The following is a 20,287-nucleotide window of genomic DNA, read 5'->3' as shown; positions in this document are numbered from 1 at the left end:
CGCGGGAACGAGAGCGATTACGTACGAGGTAAAGTCACCGATTCCGTCCGGAAGACTGCCCTGACCAGCAGCGGAGTCTTATGCTCGGTGCATGGAGTTCCAGGCGATGGTGGCACATGAGACGGACAGCGGGATCTCACTCGTCCGCGAGACGGTCGGCGACGACCTCCTCGGCCCCGGCGACGTGACGATCAAGGTGCACTTCACGAGCGCCAACTACAAGGACGGACTCGCCATCACACCCGGCGGCGGTGTGGTCCGCGAGTATCCGATCATCCCCGGCATCGATATCACCGGCGAGGTATTCGCCTCGGACACTCCGGAATTCGCCCCCGGCGACCTGGTCATCGCGCACGGCTACGACATCGGCGTCGCACACAATGGCGGTTTCGCCGAATACGCCCGCGTCCCCGCCGACTGGGTGGTGAAGCTCGACGGCCTCACCCCGCGCGAGGCGGCGACCCTGGGCACCGCCGGTTTCACCGCGGCCATGAGCGTGCAGGCGTTACTCGACCACCGCATCACCCCCGAGTCCGGTCCGGTGCTGGTCACCGGTGCGACCGGTGGGGTCGGCACGGTCGCGGTGGACATCCTGTCCGGCCTCGGGTTCGAGGTGATCGCCTCCACCGGAAAGATCGGTGCGACCGAACTTCTCACGGCTCTGGGCGCGTCGACGGTAATCGGCCGCCTCCCCGCCGAAGGCGAGAAACTCCGCCCCCTGGGCAAGGCACAATGGGCCGCGGCCGTCGACAGCGTCGGCGGAACGTCCCTCGCCCACATCCTGTCGGCCATCAAATACGGTGGCGCGGTAGCGGCCTCGGGCCTCACCGGCGGCCCCGAACTCCCCACCACCGTCATGCCCTTCATCCTCCGCGGCGTCTCCCTGCTCGGCGTGGACTCCGCCCACTTCCCGATCGCGGCCCGCCGCGAACTCTGGGCCCGCCTCGCCAAAGACCTGAAACCCCGGCATCTCTCATTGCTGGAGAACTACGCCCCCATCACCGAAGCCGAAGCGGTCCTGCACTCCATCCTGGAGGGCACCCACTCCGGCCGCACCGTCCTGGCGGTGGCAGGGGAGTTCTAGCCGACCGTCGCCCGCACCAGGTTGTGGTCGGACACCCCGGCCACATCCTGGACAGCGGTGTCCCGCACCGGTATTCCGCGCACCACCACATGGTCGATGAACTGCGACTTCGCCGCACCCGAACTACGCGGCCGGGTAGCGATGGAATCCGCCGGCAATTCGGCGACGAGGTAATCCGCGCCCAATGCGACGCCGACCTCGTCCCGACCGGCATTGAAGTCGCCGAGCAGCACCGCAGGTCCATACGCCAGCTCACGCAACCGTGCGAACTGCCCACCCCGCCGATCGTCACCGGTCACATGCGTGGCGACCACGAGCACCCCCTCCACCTCCACGGCGAGATAGCCCTTTCCCGGATCACTCGTGAAGTCCCCGCCCGCGAAGTCCCGCCCGGCTCCGTCGACGATCAACACCAGATATTCGGCGCGATCCTTCAGGACCGACTCGACCCGTCGCGGCCGCGGCACCCGCGGATACCGCAAGACATGAAAGTTCCGCTCCGGCAGCGCGGCCCGAAGGCTCGCCAGCTGATCGCCACTGACCTCCTGCAAGGCGATGACCTGCTCGGACCTCCCGCCCACCACCGCCGTGACACCGGCGATCCGCACCGCCTCATCGGGCCAGCGCGCACCGAATCCCCTGTCCCAGTTATCGGCGTGTACACGATGCAGGACATTCCAAGTGGCAACAGTGATCACAAATTGCCAGGTTACGAGATGCGAACGGAGAGCGTTTCATGTGAAACACGCACGGTCCGTGGCCGGAAAATGGGGAGGAGCCCGGGCGTGGGGGACACACGCACGGGCTCCTCATGGTGAGCGGTCGCGGGTTAGGCGGTGGCGCTCAGGGGGCGGCCGTCGAGAGCCGGTTCGATGACCGGTTCGATGGCGTAGGCGAGGATTTCGGCCACGTCGGCGACGGGGCGGACATCCAGGGCTGCCAGGACTTCGGCGGGGACTTCGTCGAGGTCGGGTTCGTTGCGGGCGGGAATGAAGACGGTCTTCAGGCCCGCTCGCTGGGCGGCGAGGAGTTTTTGCTTGACGCCACCGATCGGGAGGACTCGGCCGTTCAAAGTGACCTCGCCGGTCATACCGACATCCGCTCGGACCTGGCGGCCCAGGGCCAAGGACACCAGGGCGGTGACCATGGTGACGCCTGCCGACGGGCCGTCCTTGGGGACCGCGCCTGCCGGGAAGTGGATGTGGATATTGCGGTCCAGGACCTTCGGTTCGATACCGATTTCCTCCAGGTGGGAGCGGACGTAGGTGAGGGCGATCTGTGCCGACTCCTTCATCACGTCACCCAGTTGACCGGTGAGGGTCAGGGAGCGGTCGCCCTCGGCCGCGTTGGCCTCGATGTAGAGGACATCGCCACCGGCACCGGTCACGGCCAAACCCGTTGCCACACCGGGGACCGCGGTGCGTTCCACCCCGTCGGGGGTGAAGCGCGGACGGCCCAGGTAATCCTTCAGGTCGCCCAAGCCGATCACCAGACGGTCCGGGGCCGACACCTTCTCGTAGCCCAGCGCCTTTTCGTAGCCCGGCTCTGCCGGGGTGTCCGGCACGAACTCGCCCGAGGTGATGATGCTTTCGGCCGCGTTCACCACCGCCGACTCCGACAGTTTGGTGGCCGCCTTGCGCAGCGCCTTGGCGATCAGGCGCTCCATCTGGCGGACACCGGCCTCCCGGGTGTAGTTGGCGGCGACCTCGCGCAGCGCCTCGTCGGTGATCTGTACCTCGTCGGCGGTGAGCGCGTTGCGCTCGAGCTGCCGCGGGATCAGGAAGTCACGGGCGATGGCGACCTTGTCGTCCTCGGTGTAACCGTCGACGGTGATGATCTCCATGCGGTCCAGCAGCGGGCCGGGGATGGTGTCCATGACATTCGCGGTCGCGATGAACAGCACATCGGACAGGTCGAGGTCCAGGTCCAGGTAGTGGTCGCGGAAGGTGTGGTTCTGCGCGGGGTCCAGGACCTCGAGCAGCGCCGCCGCCGGATCACCACGGAAATCGGAGCCGACCTTGTCGATCTCGTCCAACAGGACAACGGGATTCATCGAACCCGCCTCCTTCATGGCGCGCACGATCCGACCGGGCAGTGCGCCCACGTAGGTGCGGCGGTGACCACGGATCTCGGCCTCGTCGCGCACACCACCCAGGGCGACGCGAACGAACTTGCGGCCCAGTGCCCGTGCCACGGACTCACCGAGCGAGGTCTTACCCACACCGGGCGGACCGACCAGCACCAGCACCGCGCCGGAGCCACGACCACCGACGACCTCCAGGCCACGCGCGGCCCGGCGGGCACGCACCGCGAGGTACTCGACCATGCGGTCCTTCACCTCGTCCAGGCCGTGGTGATCGGCGTCCAGCACCGCGCGAGCGGCCGAAACATCGCTGCTGTCAGCGGTTTTCACACTGAACGGCAACTCCAGGACGGTATCCAGCCAGGTGCGGATCCACCCCGACTCCGGGCTCTGATCGCTGGAACGCTCCAGGCGATCCACCTCGCGCAGCGCGGCCTCGCGAATATTGTCCGGCAGATCGGCGGTCTCGACGCGGGTGCGGTAATCGTCCGCACCGTCGGGTTCGCCCTCGCCCAGCTCCTTGCGAATCGCGTTGAGCTGCTGGCGCAGCAGGAATTCGCGCTGCGACTTCTCGACGCCCTCGCGAACCTCCTCGCTGATCTTCTCGTTGACCTCGGTCTCGGCGATGTGCTGCTTGGTCCACTCGATCAACTTGGTCAACCGGGTTGCGGCGTCCAGGGTTTCGAGCAGTTCCCGCTTCTGGTCATGGCTCAGGTAGGGAGCCCAACCGGCGGCATCCGCGATGGCGGACGGATCGTTCAGCTGATTGACGGCGTCGATGACCTGCCACGCCTCACGACGCTGCAGTACTGCCACGACGAGCTTCTTGTATTCGGCGGCAAGGTCTTTGGTGCGGCCGTCGGACTCGGGGACCTCGACCGGTTCGGCCTCGACCCAGAGCGCCGCGCCCGGACCGGTCACGCCGTGTCCGATCTTCGCTCGGCCCTCGGCCTTGAGCACCGCCGCGGGGGCGCCGCCGCGCATGCGTCCGACCTGCTCGATGGTAGCGACCACGCCGTAGGTGGCGTAGCCCTCGTCGAGGCGAGGCGCGACCAACACCTGGTTGACCTTGCCCGCCTGTGCGGCATCGATTGCGGCCTGTGCGGACTCGTCCAGCTCGATCGGCACGATCATGCCGGGCAGCACGATCGGATCGGTCAGGAATAGGACCGGCAGGTTCTGTGGGTTGGTCACGTCTACCTCTTCCAAGATTGAGCGTCTGCTACTCAACTCAGGTTGAGCGTTACCCAGTCAACTGCCCACCCCGCCGACTAATTCCGTATATGTTGTTCGCCCCCGGCGAACGGGCTTATTCGGCCGTATCAGTCCAGGTCACGAGCAATTCGTGGACGCCGTAGATGTTCATGTCGGTCCGCAGCGGAACCTCGGAAGCCGGGACGGCGAGCTCGAGCGTCGGGAACCGGCGCAGCAGTCCGGCGAACCCGGCCCGCATCTCCAGGCGACCCAATTGCTGCCCCAGGCAGAGGTGGACGCCGTGGCCGAAGGCCAGGTGACCGCGCGCCTGACGGAAGACATCCAGGGTGTCCGGATTCTCGAAGCGCTGCGGATCGCGATTGGCGGCCAGCAGCGAGACCACGACGGTCGCGCCCTTGGGAATGATCTCCCCGCCGAGCTCGATGTCCTCGGTGGCGTAGCGGTAGAAGATATCGGCCACCGACAGATAGCGCAGCAGCTCATCGACGGCATCGTGGAACAGGTCCGGGTCGGCGCGCAGTGCGGCCGCCTGGTCCGGATGCTCCAGCAGCGCGAAAGTGCCCAGTGACAGCATGTTCGCGGTGGTCTCGTGCCCCGCGAGCAGCAGCAGGAAGGCGATACCGGTCAGCTCTTCGATGCTCAGGTCGTCATCGCGGGCCAGGTCGGACAGGATGTCCTCATCGGGTGCCGCGCGCTTGTCGGTGACCAGATCACCCAGGTAGGTGGTGAGTGCGACGTACGCGCCGATCTTCTGCTCGAGGGGCTGCTCCTTGACCATGAACTGGGCCGAATTGGCTTGGAAGCTCGCGCGATCCGAGTAGGGGACGCCGAGCAGCTCGCAGATCACCAGCGAGGGCACCGGCAGCGCGAACTCCTTGACCAGATCGACCGGTGGGGTCAGCGCCGCCATCGCATCCAGCTGCCGCTCGACCACATCGGTGATGTGGTCCTGCAACTCCTTCATGCGCCGAACCGTGAACGCGCCGGTGAGCTTGCGGCGCAGCCGGGTGTGGTCCGGCGGGTCCATGGCGATGAACATGCCCGGAATCTGCGGGGACGGTTCGGTGGCGGCGGGCATGCCGGGGATCTCGTACGGCACGTGGATGACATCGAGATCCAGGCGCGAGCTGAACCTGTTGTCGGCCAGCAGCTTTCGGGCCGCGTCATAGCCGGTGACGAGCCAGCCCTCGTGACCATCGGGGAAGGCCATCGGACTGACCGGGCGAACCGAACGCAACTCGGTGATCTCGCGCGGCGGATCGAAGGGGCCCGCATTGCGCTCCATGGGCAGACCCTGCGGGATGGAAGCCGTTTCAGTGTTCATGAGAAGCACTGTCGCCGCCCCGGCTGATATCGACCTGACACCGACCTGACACGTCAATTCGTGCACGGCACAATGGGCCGGGTGCAGATCGGGATGCTTGGACCACTCGAAATCCGTGGAGCGAACGGCGGATCCATCGAGATACCCGGCGCGCGGCTGCGAGCGCTGCTGGTCGCCCTCGCCCTCGAACCCGGACGCGTGGTCCCGAAAACGGCACTGGTCGACTGGATTTGGGGTGAGCAGCTGCCCGCCGATGCGGCGAACTCCCTGCAGGCGCTGGTCTCCCGGTTGCGCAGGCTGCTGCCGGACGGGTCACTGGACGCGCAGGCGGGTGGCTACCGGCTGACGGTGGAACCGCGCGCCGTCGACGCCGTGCGCTTCGAACAGCTCCTCGACCAGGCCCGCGGCGGTGACGACGCCCACCAGGCCCCGCTGCTGCGCGAAGCGCTCGAGCTGTGGCGTGGTAACCCCATGCAGGACATCGGAATTCAGGACAGCGAGACCTTCGAAGCGGTCGTCACCCGCCTGGACGGACTACGCCTGGCTGCCCTGGAGGATCGCTACGAAGCCGAGGTCCGGCTCGGCCGGGGCACAGAACTGATCACCGAGCTGACCGAACTGGTATCCCGTAATCCCTTGCGGGAGCGGCTGGTCGCGGCGCTGATGCGCGCACTCGGCGGCGCCGGCCGCAGCAACGAGGCGCTGACCGTGTACCAGCAGGCCCGCGAGGCGCTCGCCGACGAACTGGGCGCGGATCCCTCGCCGGAGCTGTCCGCGGTGCACGTGGCACTGCTGCGCGGCGAATTCGGGGTACAGACGCAGGACCGCAAGACCAACCTGCGCGCCGAATTGACCAGCTACGTGGGCAAATACGGTGATATCGCGGTCGTGCGCGAACTCATCGCCGAGCATCGGCTCACCACCCTCACCGGTCCCGGCGGCTCCGGCAAAACCCGCCTCGCCCTGGAGACCGCGCGGACCCTCCTCGACGATCTGCCCGAAGGGGCCTGGCTGGTGGAGTTGGCGTCCGTCGGCGCGGACGGTGATATCGCCCGATCGGCGCTCGCCGCACTCGGACTACGCGACGCGCTGCTCGGCGGCGCGTCGGACGCGGAACCGATGGACCGGTTGATCGCGGCGCTCCGCGAACGCGAAACCCTGTTGATCCTGGACAACTGCGAACACGTCATCGAGGCCGCGGCGACCTTCGCCCACCGACTGCTCGGCGAATGCCGGAAACTGCGCATCCTGGCCACCAGCCGGGAACCGCTCGGCATTACGGGTGAGGCGCTCTGGCAGGTGGTGCCGCTGACCCTGCCCGCCGCGGACGCGACCCCCGACCGGATCGAATCCTCCCCGGCCGTGCGACTGCTGCGGGACCGGGCCGGTGCGGTGCGCAAGGATCTCGCGACCGACGCCGGCCTGCTGCCGACCATGGCGCGCGTCTGCCGGGCGCTCGACGGCATACCGCTGGCCATCGAATTGGCCGCGGCCCGATTGCGCACCATGTCCCTCGATCAGCTCGCCGATCGCCTCGACGATCGGTTCCGCCTGCTCACCGGCGGCAGCCGGACCGCGATACCGCAGCATCGGACCCTGCGCGCGGTGGTCGACTGGAGTTGGGAGCTGCTCACCGACGCCGAACGAACGGTATTGCGCAGGCTCGCGGTGTTCTCCGGCGGCGCGAGTCTGGAAGCGGCCGAACAGGTTTGCGTCGGCGAGGCGGTCGAACAGTGGGAGGTGCTCGAACTGCTGACCGCGCTGACCGAGAAGTCGCTGCTGCTCACCACCGGGGACAGCGGACCGCGCTACCGGATGCTGACCACCATCAAGCAGTACGCGGGGGACCGGCTCGCGGAATCGGGGGAATCGGATACCGCGCGCCGCGCGCATCTCGGGTACTTCACCGAACTCGCCGACACCGCCGAACCGCACCTGCGCCGAGCCGACCAATTGAAGTGGCTGGCCATCCTCGAGGCCGAGCACGACAATATCGCCGTCGCGATGCGTGGCGCGCTCACCTCCCAAGACGCAACGGGGGCAATGGAACTCGCCGCCGCCGCGGGCTGGTACTGGTGGCTCGGCGGGCACAAGGCCGAGGGCACGGAGCTGGTCATCGCGGCCGCCGATCTGCCCGGCGAGGTGGACGACGAGATCCGGGCCAGGGTGTACGCGATGGTCGTGCACTTCCTGTCCTCCGGGCGCAATGACGAACGCCAGATGGAGGATTGGATCCGCAAGGCGGCGCGATTCAGTCGCAGCAGTGGGGCCCACTACCCGCTGCTGGGATTCATCGGCGCGCTCGAACGCCTGCTGGAGGGGCCGGACGCCCTGCTGACCGCGTTCGAACCGCTACTCGCCGATGACGATCCCTGGGTGCGGGCGCTGGCCCGGCTACAACTGGGCAAGATGCGGATCATGCTCGGCCGGCCGGCGCGGGAGGCGGACGAATATCTCGAGACCGCGCTCGCCGAATTCCGGGCGATCGGGGAGCGGTGGGGCATATCGTTCGCGCTGACCGAACTGGCGGATCGAATCGCCATGCGCGGCGAATTCGCCAGTGCCTGTGCACATCTCGATCAGGCGATCGCGGTGGTCACCGAGGTCGGCGCGATCGAGGATCTGGTCCGGATGCGATCGCGGCAGGCGCAGCTGTATCGGCTGCTCGACGATGCGCGGGCAAGCGCGGCCGCCATGGCCGAGGCACAGCGGTACGCCGACCTGGCCGGGTGGCCGAGCGCACTGGCCGAACTGGCCCTGGCGAAGGCGGCGCTGGCCCGCTGGAACGGCGATACCGAACAGGCCCACCGCCAAATCGAGCTCGCTACAACGGCTTTGGGTAGCGACGCGGAACAGCCACAGATCGGCGCGATGGTGCACGATCTGCTCGGCTATCTCGCGGACGACCTCGACGCAGCCCGCGAACAGCACGCCGCGGCCTTCCAGGCGGCATCCGCCACCGGATACGCGCCGCTCATCGCCCAGATCCTGGTCGGGGTCGCGGACCTGGCATTGCGCGGGGACCAGCACGAACAGGCCGCGCGACTGCTCGCGGCGAGCGCCGCGGTGCGCGGACTGCCCGATCTCTCCCAACCGGACGCGATCAGAATCGAACTGGCGGTACGGGATCGCCTCGGCGAAGCGAACTTCACCGAGGCGACAAGGCAAGGGGCGGAAGCGAACTGGCATGAACTGGTGACCACTACGCTGACGCGCTGACCACCCCGGCACTGCGAACGATGATGTTGCCGCAGGTGTTTCGCGCGTAAACCTGCACGGTTTCCACCATGCCGTGCGGCCCGGCGACCGGAGGCAGCTGGTTCCGCACGACACCCTTCTGGGTATTGGACTCCACTCGGGCCGCGCTGCCCGGGTGGATACCGACCTCGAGCTCGCCCATGCAGGTCTCCAGGTCCAGTACGCCGCGGACGGCCGCGCCGATGCGGATATCGCCCTTGGCGGTTTTCGCGGTCACCGAATCGTTCACGTGCTCGACGGTGATATCGCCGCAGGAGATCTCCAGATCGCATCGTCCGAGTTCACCGAAGCCGAGCAGTCGGCCCACCCCGGAGGTGGCCTTCAACCGGGAACCGGTGGGGACCTCGATGGTCACCTCGATCGACGGGTTGCCGCCGAAGGGGGTGTAGGTCCGCCACTGCTTCGGCGTCTGCACCGTCAAAACGCCTGCGGTGAAATCGATCTGGGTCCGGTCGGCGGCGCGGACGTCGCCCTTCTTAGTGGCATCGGCCGGGCTGACCGTGACGACGGTGTCGGTGCGGTCGGAGGCGATGACCTTGATCTCGGCGCTGAGCACGTCGACGGTGATGGCGATCGGGGCGGGGGTCTGGAATGCGTTGTTCATGTGGAGTACTTTCACCAACCCCGCTGATACCGACCTGACGCGGAGCTGACATGCCCGCTGATGCGTTCGGGAATATAGTTTCCATGGACATAGTTTCCATGTACTGTACGTATTAGGACGCACAGTCGTCGCAGATCAGGAGTTCGCCATGACCACCGAACCGACACTCACCGGCCGCGATATCGCCGAGGCGGAAGGGGCGGCCACCGCCCTGCTCGAGGCCACCCTCATCGCACAGGGATTCACCACCACCGGCAATGAATACGCGGTCCTGCGGGCACTGACCGCGCGCGGACCGATCGCCGTGCCCACCGATTTCCATCGGTATCTGGCCGGACAGCGTCAGCTCGGGGTCGATGCGGCGGGCGCTGCCGCACTACTCGGCGGGATGGCGGACAAGGGGTTCATCACCGGGTCCGAGGTCGATGGGCCGGGACCACTGGCAATGACCGCCGCGGGGTCCGCCGAGTTGAAGCTGCTGATGGAGACCACCACACCGCTGACCCGGCCCATCTTCGACGGGTCCACTCCGGAGGAGTTGGCCATCGCGCATCGGGTGCTGGCCTCGGTCATCGAGCGTGCGGGGAAGCTCCGGACAGACCTTGTGAAAACGCCTTAGCGACAGCACTATTCGGCAATATCGGGCGCATCGAGGAGTTCGCGCAGCATGGCCGCCAACTCCGCGGTGCGCTCGCTGTCGTTTCCGCCCAGGGGAGCGGTGAGCTGATCGCGCATCTCGTGCACGAGTTGGATTGTGCGCCGGGCAGTTTCAACCCCCCGCGGAGTGAGCGAGAGCTCCACCGCGCGCGGGTCGGAGGTACTCGCGGCGCGAATCACCAAGCCCTGCTTCTCGAGTGCGCGCACCAGCTTGGAGATGTAGACGGCGTCGAGACCGGTGAGGTCGGCCAGTCGGCGCTGACTCGGGCGCGCGCCGTCGCGGGTCAGACCGTAGAGCGGGGCGAGCACCGAGTACTGGGCCTGCGTGAGCCCGTGCGCGGAGAGGGCGCGATCCAGCACGGCCCGCCAGCGGGTGGAGAGCCGCCAGACCAGGTAGCCGACGTTCGCGTTCACATCACTCTCGGCATCCGCCACCTGCATAGATTACATGGAAACTGTTTGGCGGGAATTCAGGGGTTGACGGGCTTGGCTAAAGAGATTAGCTTTATGGCTATCGCAGTTAGCTTTCCTGAGGGAGTGAACGACATGACCGATTACCTGGACATCGACGGTGGCCGGATCGCCTACGACTCGATCGGCGAAGGCCCCCTGGTAGTGCTCTCGCACGGCATCGGCGACCGTCGCCAGGCCTACCGCTTCCTGGCTCCGATGATCGCCGCCGCCGGCTACCGGGTCGTCAACGCCGACCTGCGCGGACACGGCGACTCCAGCATGAACTGGGTATCCGCGACCGGTAAGGAGGCCATCAGCCGCACCGATGTTGCCAATGACCTACTCGCCGTCATCGCCGAGCTGAACGCCGGACCCGCGATCATCGTGGGGCACTCCATCTCCGGTGGCGCGGCCACCATCGCCGCCGCCAAGTCGCCCGAACTGGTGCGCGGCATTGTGGAGATCAACCCCTTCACGCTCACCCAAACCCCTTCCGTCGGTGCAGTTTTCACCGTGTCCCGCTACCGGCGCGGCATGTTCGCGCTCATGGGCACCATGATGTTCAAGAGCCTGGGCCAGTGGCAGAAATACCTGAACATCGCCTACCCGACCAAGCCCGCCGACTACGACGAGTACATCGCCGCCAATACCGCCAAGCTGAGCGAACCCGGTCGCCTCGCCGAATTCATGAAGACCGGCAAGTCGACTCCCGCCGACGCGCAGGCCCAGCTGCCGAACGTCACCCAGCCCGCGCTCATCATCATGGGCACCGCCGATCCGGACTTCCCGAACCCCGAGGCCGAGGGCAAGGCCGTCATTGCCGCGCTCCCCGCCGGACTGGGCAGCCTGGGCCTGGTCGAGGGCGCCGGCCACTACCCGCACGCGCAGTCGCCGGAGCAGACCGCCGACCTCATCCTGCCGTTCCTGAAGGAGCACGCACATGCCTAGGGCCGGACTCAGCAAGACCGAGGTGGTCGCGGCGGGCGCACAACTCGCCGACGAGCTCGGTTACCCGAACCTGGCGATGAGCCCGCTCGCCCAAAGGCTCGGCGTGCGAACGCCTTCGCTGTACAAACACATCGCCAGCCTGGCCGATCTGCAGCACGGTATCGCCGCCCTCGCCATGGCCGAACTGGACCGAACCCTGCGCGACGCCATGCACGGCCGCTCCGGCAGTGCCGCGCTCGCGGCCTTCGCGAATGCCTTCCGGAAATATGTGGTCGAGCATCCCGGCCGCTACACCGCCACCGTCGGGGCGACCTTCGCCGGACCCGAAGATCCACTGCTGCAATCGAGTTCACGGGTGATGGACTCCATGCGGGCGGTGCTGCAGGGCTACGGCATCCCCGAAACCCAGATGGTGCATGCCATCCGCACCCTGCGCTGCACCTTCCACGGCTACGCGACGCTGCAGGCATCGGACGGATTCCAGTGGAGCGACGATGCCGAGGACAGCTTCGACTGGATGATCAGCTTCCTGGATCGCGGCCTCACCGAGATCGCACACACCTGACACGCCGAATCCAGGAAACGGGTTCAGCCCCCGGCCCTGCGGGAGGACCATGGGAGAACCACCGGCAATGAAGCCACCTGGAGCGCCATGCAAACCTTCGCGTACGACGGCACCCGCTTGACCTATATGCAGCGAGGAGACAGCGGTCCACCGGTGGTGATGCTGCACAATGCGGGCTCCTCACACGTGATCTGGACACCCCAGATCACCGCGCTCGCACGGCAATACCGGGTGTACGCGCTGGATCTGCCCGGTTACGGCTCCGCCGATCAACCCGAAAGTGGTTACACCCTCGACCGATACGCCGCACTGGTGCGGCGATTCCTGCTCGACCGGGAATTGACCGAGGTCGCGATGGTCGGCAATTGCCTCGGCTCGGCCATCAGCCTGACCCTGGCCCGCAGGTATCCGGAGCTGATCCGCGCGGTGGTGGCGATCAATCCACTCACCGAATCCACCGCCATGCACGGTGATCTGCGCGTTCCCGCCCGCATTACCCGTGGCCTACCGGATTCCGCCGCCCGTGCCGTATTCGACTGGCACACCCCGAAGTGGTTCGCGCGCGGCACTATTCGCTCCTGGTTCTCCAGCGGTCGCGCCTATCGCGAATGCCCCTACGTGCAGCCGCTTTCGGCGGGCTTCCCGGCGCGCGCGCTGGTCGGCCTGGTTCGCGATCTGTCTTCCTTTGCCGCCCTTGATGATTGGCCGGATCGCGAGCACCTGCCCCCGATCTGCACCATCTGGGGCACCGAGAACCGCGTCCTGTCCGCCGCCGCGGGGCGCACACTCAACGCGCAGTTGCGGCCGGACCGCGCCGAATGGCTCAACCGCTGCGGTCACGTCCCGATGTTGGAGCGCGCGCCCGAAGTGACCGCCATAATCACCGATTTCCTGGCAACAACCGGCGCGGTGGCCGGTGACTTCAGCCGCGAGATCCCGGCCAAAAGCACGCCGGGATGACGAGGGGGTTCGCCCGCCACACAGACAACGGGGCCGCTCTCCACCCAGACAAAGGAGCCGGCGTCCACGCAGACAAGGGTTCGCTGCCCACGCGGACAGAGGGTTCGCCGCCCACGCGGACAGAGGGGTCACCCTCAGCGCATCTGGGCATCGCGGTAGCGGGCGAATCGGGCATGGTTTCGGCGGGCTCGACCTAGCATGGCTGGCGGAGCCGATGCCGGACCTAACGCCATAGGAGTCGATGAACATGCTGGCTGCACGACTACACCTGGGACCGAATCGCAGGCTGGAGCTCGAAGAGGTGCCGGTGCCCGAACCCGGACCGGACCATGTGCTGGTGAAGGTCGAAGCCGCCGGGGTCTGCCTGTCGGATGTGCACCTCATCGACGGGACGCTGACGCCGCTGTTCCTGAAGGGCGATGTGGTGACCCTCGGGCACGAGGTCGCTGGAACCGTGCATGAACTCGGCCCCGGCGTCACCGCCGCCAAGGTCGGGGATCGGGTGCTGTTGCAGGCCGGGGAACTGCGCGGCGCGGCGACCTTCACGCGCGGCGTGGACTACGACGGCGGCTGGGCCGAGTACACCCTCGCCAGGATCGACACGCTCGTACCGATTCCCGATGAACTGCCGTTCGAGCAGGCGTGTTTCATTCCCGACGCCGTCTCCACGCCTTGGGCCGCGGTTACCGCCACCGGCGAGGTGAAAGCCGGTGAGGCGGTGGGGGTCTGGGGTGTCGGCGGGCTCGGCGCCCACGCGGTGCAATTGCTGCGCCTGGTCGGTGCCGCCCCGATTATCGCGGTGGATCCACTGCCCGCCGCGCGTGAGCGCGCCCTGGAATTCGGCGCGGATCTCGCCTTCGATCCGGCCGATCCGGACCTGCGGCAGAAGATCTTCCAGGCCACCGGCACCGGTCTGGCGGCGGCCTTCGACTTCGCGGGTGTGGCGGCGGTGCGGGAACAGGCCGTCGTCTGCCTGGCTCCGAAGGGCCGGCTGGTGCTGGTCGGGCTGACCAACAAGCCCATAACCATTACCGGCGGAACGGCTTTCAGCTTCTTCCAGCAGCAGTTGCGCGGGCACTACGGCTCCGAGCCCGAGCATGTGACCCAGCTGGTGAAGTTGCAGGGGTTGAATCGGGTCGACTTCTCCCGGTCCGTCAGCGCGGTGGTGCCGCTCGCCGATGCCGCCAAGGCCGTGCACGCCCTGGATGCCAAGGAAGGCAACCCGATTCGGATCGTGCTGAAGCCCTAACCCAGGCGGCGCTGGAAAGCGTTGGTGGACTGACCGTTCGAGGGATCGACGGTGTGAACGGTCAGGTCCGCGGTGGACGGGGTCAGCTCCAGCACCATGAAGCCGAGGTCGGTGTAGTTCTCGAACAGCACCGGATTGACGGTGCGGCCATCCTTGGCGTGCGCGCCCGAGCTGGTCTTGGCGGCCGCGCCGGAGACGATCTGCCGGGTGCCCTTGCAGGCGGTATTCGTCTCCAGCACCTGCAGGCAGTGGTCATGACCCGAGAGCAGGAACTGGGCGCGCCCCAGCACGTGCGCCTCGAAGAACTCCTTCACATGAATGCCGTTGATGGGCGCGATATTCAACCCCTCGTATTCACCGGCATTTCCGTGACCGCCATTGCTCAGATACGGGTGATGCGTGCACACGATCTTCCATTTGGCGGTGGAGGCGTCCAGCGCGCGGTCCAGCCAGGCGGCCTGCTCGGTCATGAATTGCCCGTCCGCCGCCCAGTACGGTGCGAACAGCGGCGGCAGATAGGCCGCGATGGGATTCAGGTCCAGTACGAAGAATTCGACCAGCGACCCGATCGGCACGGAGTAGTAGCGCGCCGGCATCCACCAGCGTTCGGATCGCGCGTGATACGCGACCTCGTGGTCACCGCGCAGCAGCCAGCCGCCGTCGCCGGGCATGACCGAACTGTTGTCGTGATTGCCCTGCACCATGATCCAGGGGAAGTCGAGCCCGCGATTGGGGTCCTCGAATTTGGCGGTGAACTGGGCGTCGTCATCGGCCCACGGACCCTGTTCGTACACATTGTCGCCGAGGCCGAGCGCGAAGGAGAAGGGCTGCCGGGCGTGCAGGGCGCGGGCGGCGTCGGCCACCGCCCACTGCGGCCGCGCACCGGTTCCGGCGTCACCGGTGACCAGGATGCGCAGCGAATCACTCTCGGGGAAAGGGAGTTTCGTGACGGTGGGCGCGGGTGCGGGCTGGGCTCCGGCGGTTCCGGCGGTCACCAGGCCCGCGGCGGTGGCGAGTCCGGCGGCGGTGGCCGCACCGGTCAGAAAGCCACGGCGGTCCACATTCATCGATCGCTCCTTTTTCGTTGTCGTCCCACCCTATTGTTCTGGTCGACCGACCAGTATTCCCGGTCCCGGGAATCCACGCACAATATGACACGTTCTCCGAGGCCATCGACCTTTTGACAGCACCCTTCACCGATGAGAGTGTTGGTTGTCCGTTTTCTCGGCAACGGCTCGGCCAACAGGGGGACGCAAGCATGACGACACTGGCCTCGGGCGCTTTCATCGACTGGGAGCAGCTGACCGGCCAGCCCAAACTCGTCGTCGACCTGATCAGTTTCCCGATCTTCAGCGCCATCGCCGGCTGGCTGACCAACTGGACCGGCGTACTGATGTTGTTCTGGCCGCTCTATTTTCGCGGTTTCCGCATTCCGGGCCTGGACATCCTCTACCCGTATCTGCCGCGCCGCGTCCAGGTGCTGCCCACCTTCTCCGGCGATGGAAGACAACTCGGCTTCCAGGGCTTCATTCCCGCCCGCGCCGAGAAAATGGCGAGCATCTGCGTGGACGTCGCCATTATGCGCATCGGCAGCCCCCGCGATTTCATCCACGAACTCGACCTGGACGGTATTGCCGACTACATCGCCGATGTGGGCCGCAAACAGGTGCCGTCCATGGTGAACGAGATTATGAAACGGGAGAACCCGGACCTGTGGGGCGCGGTGCCGCGAGCCGCCCGCAATGTGCTCTACCAGCGGGTGGAGCGCGAACTGCCGACCCTGGCCCGGACCGCCTTCGAACAACTCGGCGACAATGTCGATCAACTCATCGATGTGAAGAGCTTCGTCATCCGGTACCTGCGGGAGAATCCGCACATCCTGAAGGACCTCACCACCACCATCGCCGCGCCCGAACTCAAATTCATGGTGCGCATCGGCCTGCTCGGCGCGCCGTTCGGTCTGCTGCTGGCGCTGTATATGCATGTGCACCAGGACATTCCGATTATCGGCTGGATACCGAACTGGGCGGTCATCCTGACCGCGACCGCCGCCATCGGTGTGCTCGTCAATGTGATCGCCGTGAAAATGGTGTTCGAACCGGGCGATCCGCAACCCCGCTACAAGTACCTGTGGAAGCAGGCGCTGCTGGCCAAACGCCAGCCCGAGGCCGCCTCCGACCTCGCGCACATCCTGGCCTACCAGGTGCTCACCCTGCCCAACCTGGCCAAGGAACTCCTGGACGGCACCAATGGCGACAAGACTCGGCAAATCCTGGAACGCCTCATCGCCGTGGAGATCCACCGGCAACTCGGTCCCACACACACTTTCGTGCGCACCGTCTTCGGCGCACGGCAATTCGACAATCTGAAGGTGGGTGCGGCCGTCGCGGCGGCCGGACTCACGCCGAGTCTGGTGGAGGACGAGGAGTTCGCGGCCGCGCAGGCCAAGAAGATCGACGAATTCGCCGCGCGGAAATTACAACAGCTCACCCCCGGCGAGTTCATGGAGATGTTCTACGCCTCGGTCGAACAGGACGCCTGGCTGCTGTATCTGCACGGCGCGGCCCTCGGTCTGGCCGTCGGTGCCGTGCACCTGATCCTTTTCGGCTGGTAGCCGGCCCGTTCAGAAAAATACAAGCACGCGTGCTTGCATTCCCGCGCACGCGCTGCGATGCTGGCCGACGGAAGGCACGCACAATGACGTGCGTGCCGACCCTGTGTCCATCTCGGCGCAGCAGGGTTGAGCGACAAGGACTTTCGATGGCAGATCTCGAGGCGCTACTCGCCGACCTCACCGCCGAGTGCGAAGACCTGGACCGGCTCATCGCCGACCTCGACCCGGCCGAGTGGCGGCGCGAAACCCCCGCGCCCGGCTGGACCATCGCCCATCAGATCGGCCATCTGACCTGGACCGATCGCGTCGCCGTCCTGGCCGCGACCGATGCCGATGCCTTCAACGAGCAGGTACAGGCCGCGCTGCCGAAGATGCTCACCTTCGTGGACGAGGCCGCCGAGGAAGAATCCCGGACCCCCGCGCCGGAGCTGCTCGCCGCCTGGCGGAGTGATCGCGGCGCCCTGGTCGAGGCGCTGCGCAAGGTGCCCGCCGGCACCAAGCTGCCGTGGTTCGGCCCGCCCATGAGCGCGGCGTCCATGGTGACCGCGCGACTCATGGAGACCTGGGCGCACGGGCAGGATGTGGCGGACGCGCTGGGCGTGACCCGCGAACCGACCGCCCGGTTGAAGAATGTCGCGCACCTCGGCGTGCGCACGCGCAACTTCGCATACGTGACACACGGGCGCACCGCGCCCAGCGCGGAGTTCCGCATCGAATTGACCGCGCCCGACGGTGAACTCTGGACCTGGGGCCCCGCCGACGCACCGCAGCGAATCACCGGACCCGCCTTGGATTTCTGCCTCGCCGTCACCCAGCGCCGGCACCTCGGCGATCTCGCGCTGCGGGTCGAGGGTGCCGAGGCGCTCGAATGGCTGGGCCTGGCACAGGCTTTCGCCGGTCCGCCCGGAACAGGCCGGACGGCGGGTCAGTTCGACTGATCCGCCGGTCCGGCCGGATACCCCCAATTCCCAGGGAGTAGAGCGAACGAGCGCCACCGATGGGTGCGCCGTGCCTGGTGCCGACCGGACGACATTGGCCGGAAGTCCTCGATGGCAGTCGAGTTGGCGCTCGCCGCTCTCAGGTATTTACCCACCCTTCCGACATCGGAAACATGCGGATGGGTAATCCCCGTCGAACTGCGCATTCCGGGCCGTGCAATCTCATTTGCAGGTACAGTTCGCTGTGATCCTGGTCTCGTGAGACGCGGGTGCCGCCGTGCGCCGCCGTAACCTGGACGAGCGTACGACTTTCAATGGTGCGGGTCGTGGGCGTCGAAAGACGCAGGGGGACCAGGGGAGAGGGAAAGGACCGCACCAGTCATGTCGCATCAACTCGCGACGCAGGCCGCAGGATCATCGCGGCGTGCGGCACAGGTGCTCCGCTACAGCGCCATCGTCACCGCCGCAATGGCGAGCATCGGTCTCACCGTCGCCGCCGGCTCCTACATCGCGAATGAGATGGCCGGAACGCAGAAGTCCGGGACCATCATCGCCGCACCCGCCCGGTCGCACGACCCGGCCGCGGCATCGGGGATTACCGATCCGCTACCCGCGGACAGCACGGCGATCTCCGACAATATCGGGCTGGCAGCGTTTTTCACGCCGCACACCATCGAAACCGCGGGGCCACAATCGGTTCCGATCCCCGCGGCGGGATACAGCGGCGAGGTCACCGGCGCGGCCCGGCCCAGTGCGATAGCCGGACAGTTGCGACTCGGCAGTACCTATGTCGGCGCGGTAATCGTTCCGGCCCAGCGCAATTCGGTCTCGGTCACGGTCGACACCAATGTGTTCGCCACCGTGGCGGATCTGGTGCAGCACACACCACTCGGGGAGAACCTCGGCCTCGCCGCCGATCCCGCGACCAATACCCAGCTGCGCACCGATGTCGACACCCGCAGTGGCGAGGTCACCTTCACACTCTCCGATCCGACGCTCGGCCGCTACGGCGTACAGCTGGTCCGGCACAACACACCGGCCACCCAGGACATCTCGATCGGCCATGCGACCGAACTCGGTCGCGCGGGCGGCTCCGGACTCATCACTGTGTGAGACTTTCCGGTGTGTACGACTATTGCGTGATCGGCGGCGGCATCGTCGGAGTGGCCACCGCGCACCGCATTCTCGATCGGCATCCGGGCGCGAGCCTGCTGCTGGTCGAGAAGGCGGACGCGCTGGCCGTGCACCAGACCGGGCACAACAGCGGAGTCATCCACTCCGGCATCTACTACGAACCCGGCAGCCTCAAGGCGCGGCTGTGCCGGGCCGGGGCCGAACAGACCAAGGAATTCGCTGCCGCACACGGCATTCCGTTCCGGGTGTGCGGAAAACTGCTGGTGGCCACCGATTCCGCCGAACACGCGCGCATGCTGGCGCTGTACGAGCGGTCGGTGACCAATGGCGTCGAAGTGGAGTTGCTCGACGCCGCCGAACTGGTACGCCGCGAACCACGGGTCACGGGAGTGGGCGCGCTCTTCGTACCGAGCACCGGGATCATCGACTACACCCGGGTCACCACCGCGCTCGCCGATACGGTGCGCGCGGCCGGTGCCGAGATCGTGCTCGGCGCGGAGATCACCGCCATTGCCGAAACCTCGGACGCGGTAACGGTTTCCGGGCCCGCCGGGAGCTGGCGGGCGGCCCGGCTGGTGGTGTGCGGTGGTTTGCAGGCCGATCGGCTGGCCCGGCTCGCCGGAGTACGGTCCGACCTGCGCATAGTGCCGTTCCGCGGCGAGTACTACCAATTGCCGCCGCACCGCCGGGAGCTGGTGCGCACCCTCATCTACCCGATTCCGGATCCCGAATTGCCGTTCCTGGGCGTGCATTTGAGCCCGACCATCGACGGTGACCTGACCGTCGGCCCCAATGCGGTGCTCGGGCTGGCGCGCGAGGGCTATCGCAAGGGCAGCGTGAATCTGCGCGACGCCCGGGAGATCCTGGGATTCCGGGGTTTTCACCGGGTGGCGGCGGCCAATGTGCGGACCGGGCTGCGTGAGATGCGCAATTCGATATTCCGGCGCGGATATCTGGCCGAGTGCCGCCGATACTGCCCGGAGTTGACGGTCGCTGATCTGTTGCCACGGGAGGCGGGCATTCGCGCGCAGGCGGTGCGCGCCGACGGGACGCTGGTGCACGATTTCCTCATCGAGCGGACCCCGAGGTCGGTGCATGTCTTGAACGCGCCATCCCCGGCGGCCACCTCCGCGCTGCCGATCGCGGCACATATCGCGGCACAATTGGACGAGTGACCGGTTCAGCTTCCGGACAGCAAATC

17 protein-coding genes are annotated in these 20,287 nt (G+C 66.9%); 11 read left to right on the top strand and 6 right to left on the bottom strand.

The genetic code is table 11. The features are described 5' to 3' along the window. Nucleotides 1–91 precede the first annotated feature (91 nt). Entirely contained in the window at nucleotides 92–1,084 is a 993-nt protein-coding gene (locus tag GFY24_RS02615) for an oxidoreductase (protein ID WP_153803281.1), read from the top strand. On the opposite strand, the gene GFY24_RS02610 is transcribed toward GFY24_RS02615, so the two are convergent. From GFY24_RS02610 to GFY24_RS02600, 3 genes are all read right to left on the bottom strand, one after another. Beyond that, the gene (locus tag GFY24_RS02610) at nucleotides 1,081–1,782 is read right to left on the bottom strand and encodes an endonuclease/exonuclease/phosphatase family protein (protein WP_309230357.1); all 702 of its coding nucleotides are present in this window, start codon (nucleotides 1,780–1,782) and stop codon (nucleotides 1,081–1,083) included. The two genes, GFY24_RS02615 and GFY24_RS02610, sit on opposite strands and share 4 nt — an antisense overlap. A gap of 131 nt (nucleotides 1,783–1,913) precedes the next feature. Beyond that, nucleotides 1,914–4,301, bottom strand: coding sequence for an endopeptidase La (lon, locus tag GFY24_RS02605; protein WP_153803532.1), 2,388 nt, complete (start codon nucleotides 4,299–4,301; stop codon nucleotides 1,914–1,916). Between the two features lie 175 nt (nucleotides 4,302–4,476). Beyond that, the gene (locus GFY24_RS02600; protein ID WP_153803280.1) at nucleotides 4,477–5,706 is read right to left on the bottom strand and encodes a cytochrome P450; all 1,230 of its coding nucleotides are present in this window, start codon (nucleotides 5,704–5,706) and stop codon (nucleotides 4,477–4,479) included. Between the two features lie 72 nt (nucleotides 5,707–5,778). On the opposite strand from GFY24_RS02600, the gene GFY24_RS02595 reads away from it, so the two are divergent. Next, on the top strand, nucleotides 5,779–8,925 hold the full coding sequence (locus GFY24_RS02595) for a BTAD domain-containing putative transcriptional regulator (RefSeq protein ID WP_153803531.1): 3,147 nt from the start codon (nucleotides 5,779–5,781) through the stop codon (nucleotides 8,923–8,925). On the opposite strand, the gene GFY24_RS02590 is transcribed toward GFY24_RS02595, so the two are convergent. Beyond that, nucleotides 8,909–9,568, bottom strand: a complete 660-nt coding sequence (locus tag GFY24_RS02590) for a DUF4097 family beta strand repeat-containing protein (protein ID WP_153803279.1) — start codon at nucleotides 9,566–9,568, stop codon at nucleotides 8,909–8,911. The genes GFY24_RS02595 and GFY24_RS02590 overlap by 17 nt on opposite strands. Before the next feature lie 148 nt (nucleotides 9,569–9,716). On the opposite strand from GFY24_RS02590, the gene GFY24_RS02585 reads away from it, so the two are divergent. Continuing rightward, on the top strand, nucleotides 9,717–10,187 hold the full coding sequence (locus GFY24_RS02585; RefSeq protein ID WP_153803278.1) for a hypothetical protein: 471 nt from the start codon (nucleotides 9,717–9,719) through the stop codon (nucleotides 10,185–10,187). Nucleotides 10,188–10,195: 8 nt separating this feature from the next. Here the strand turns inward: GFY24_RS02585 and GFY24_RS02580 are convergent, their stop codons facing one another. Then, nucleotides 10,196–10,660: a MarR family transcriptional regulator gene (locus tag GFY24_RS02580; RefSeq protein WP_309230355.1), complete on the bottom strand. Its 465-nt coding sequence runs from the start codon at nucleotides 10,658–10,660 to the stop codon at nucleotides 10,196–10,198. Between the two features lie 111 nt (nucleotides 10,661–10,771). Here GFY24_RS02580 and GFY24_RS02575 point away from each other — a divergent pair, with 111 nt between their 5' ends. The 4 genes from GFY24_RS02575 (at nucleotide 10,772) to GFY24_RS02560 (ending at nucleotide 14,400) form a co-directional block, all read left to right on the top strand. Beyond that, the gene (locus GFY24_RS02575; RefSeq protein WP_153803276.1) at nucleotides 10,772–11,626 is read left to right on the top strand and encodes an alpha/beta fold hydrolase; all 855 of its coding nucleotides are present in this window, start codon (nucleotides 10,772–10,774) and stop codon (nucleotides 11,624–11,626) included. Beyond that, on the top strand, nucleotides 11,619–12,191 hold the full coding sequence (locus tag GFY24_RS02570) for a TetR/AcrR family transcriptional regulator (protein WP_153803275.1): 573 nt from the start codon (nucleotides 11,619–11,621) through the stop codon (nucleotides 12,189–12,191). The genes GFY24_RS02575 and GFY24_RS02570 overlap by 8 nt, the downstream gene beginning before the upstream one ends. Nucleotides 12,192–12,278: 87 nt before the next feature. Further along, nucleotides 12,279–13,151 carry an alpha/beta fold hydrolase gene (locus GFY24_RS02565; protein WP_153803274.1) on the top strand — a complete coding sequence of 291 codons (873 nt, stop codon included), beginning with the start codon at nucleotides 12,279–12,281 and terminating at the stop codon, nucleotides 13,149–13,151. A gap of 241 nt (nucleotides 13,152–13,392) precedes the next feature. Then, nucleotides 13,393–14,400, top strand: coding sequence for a zinc-binding dehydrogenase (locus tag GFY24_RS02560; protein WP_153803273.1), 1,008 nt, complete (start codon nucleotides 13,393–13,395; stop codon nucleotides 14,398–14,400). Here GFY24_RS02560 and GFY24_RS02555 read toward each other — a convergent pair. Next, nucleotides 14,397–15,467, bottom strand: a complete 1,071-nt coding sequence (locus GFY24_RS02555; RefSeq protein WP_153803272.1) for a metallophosphoesterase — start codon at nucleotides 15,465–15,467, stop codon at nucleotides 14,397–14,399. The genes GFY24_RS02560 and GFY24_RS02555 overlap by 4 nt on opposite strands. A 191-nt stretch (nucleotides 15,468–15,658) precedes the next feature. Between GFY24_RS02555 and GFY24_RS02550 the strand changes: the two genes are divergently transcribed. The 4 genes from GFY24_RS02550 to lhgO all read left to right on the top strand — a co-directional run bounded on the left by GFY24_RS02550 (nucleotide 15,659) and on the right by lhgO (nucleotide 20,261). Then, nucleotides 15,659–17,014: a hypothetical protein gene (locus tag GFY24_RS02550; protein ID WP_153803271.1), complete on the top strand. Its 1,356-nt coding sequence runs from the start codon at nucleotides 15,659–15,661 to the stop codon at nucleotides 17,012–17,014. Nucleotides 17,015–17,160: 146 nt separating this feature from the next. Next, complete coding sequence (locus tag GFY24_RS02545; RefSeq protein WP_153803270.1) at nucleotides 17,161–17,952, top strand: TIGR03084 family metal-binding protein; 792 nt, start codon at nucleotides 17,161–17,163, stop codon at nucleotides 17,950–17,952. 381 nt (nucleotides 17,953–18,333) lie between these two features. Next, entirely contained in the window at nucleotides 18,334–19,065 is a 732-nt protein-coding gene (locus tag GFY24_RS02540) for a hypothetical protein (RefSeq protein ID WP_153803269.1), read from the top strand. Between the two features lie 11 nt (nucleotides 19,066–19,076). Continuing rightward, nucleotides 19,077–20,261 carry an L-2-hydroxyglutarate oxidase gene (gene lhgO, locus GFY24_RS02535; protein ID WP_309230353.1) on the top strand — a complete coding sequence of 395 codons (1,185 nt, stop codon included), beginning with the start codon at nucleotides 19,077–19,079 and terminating at the stop codon, nucleotides 20,259–20,261. Nucleotides 20,262–20,287 lie beyond the last annotated feature (26 nt).

The sequence above is a fragment of the Nocardia sp. SYP-A9097 genome (assembly GCF_009649815.1).
Classification (GTDB): Bacteria; Actinomycetota; Actinomycetes; order Mycobacteriales; family Mycobacteriaceae; genus Nocardia.
The sequence above is the reverse complement of the archived record's forward strand: the minus strand, read 5'-3'. Positions and strand labels throughout refer to the sequence as shown.

Coding starts and splice junctions, on each gene's coding strand:
- GFY24_RS02585 (WP_153803278.1), top strand. CDS start 9,717: ATGACCACCGAACCGACACTCACCGGCCGCGATATCGCCGAGGCGGAA.
- GFY24_RS02545 (WP_153803270.1), top strand. CDS start 17,161: ATGGCAGATCTCGAGGCGCTACTCGCCGACCTCACCGCCGAGTGCGAA.
- lon (WP_153803532.1), bottom strand. CDS start 4,301: ATGATCGTGCCGATCGAGCTGGACGAGTCCGCACAGGCCGCAATCGAT.
- GFY24_RS02565 (WP_153803274.1), top strand. CDS start 12,279: ATGCAAACCTTCGCGTACGACGGCACCCGCTTGACCTATATGCAGCGA.
- GFY24_RS02600 (WP_153803280.1), bottom strand. CDS start 5,706: ATGAACACTGAAACGGCTTCCATCCCGCAGGGTCTGCCCATGGAGCGC.
- GFY24_RS02615 (WP_153803281.1), top strand. CDS start 92: ATGGAGTTCCAGGCGATGGTGGCACATGAGACGGACAGCGGGATCTCA.
- GFY24_RS02540 (WP_153803269.1), top strand. CDS start 18,334: ATGTCGCATCAACTCGCGACGCAGGCCGCAGGATCATCGCGGCGTGCG.
- GFY24_RS02555 (WP_153803272.1), bottom strand. CDS start 15,467: ATGAATGTGGACCGCCGTGGCTTTCTGACCGGTGCGGCCACCGCCGCC.
- GFY24_RS02590 (WP_153803279.1), bottom strand. CDS start 9,568: ATGAACAACGCATTCCAGACCCCCGCCCCGATCGCCATCACCGTCGAC.
- GFY24_RS02550 (WP_153803271.1), top strand. CDS start 15,659: ATGACGACACTGGCCTCGGGCGCTTTCATCGACTGGGAGCAGCTGACC.
- GFY24_RS02570 (WP_153803275.1), top strand. CDS start 11,619: ATGCCTAGGGCCGGACTCAGCAAGACCGAGGTGGTCGCGGCGGGCGCA.
- GFY24_RS02560 (WP_153803273.1), top strand. CDS start 13,393: ATGAACATGCTGGCTGCACGACTACACCTGGGACCGAATCGCAGGCTG.
- GFY24_RS02595 (WP_153803531.1), top strand. CDS start 5,779: ATGGGCCGGGTGCAGATCGGGATGCTTGGACCACTCGAAATCCGTGGA.
- GFY24_RS02575 (WP_153803276.1), top strand. CDS start 10,772: ATGACCGATTACCTGGACATCGACGGTGGCCGGATCGCCTACGACTCG.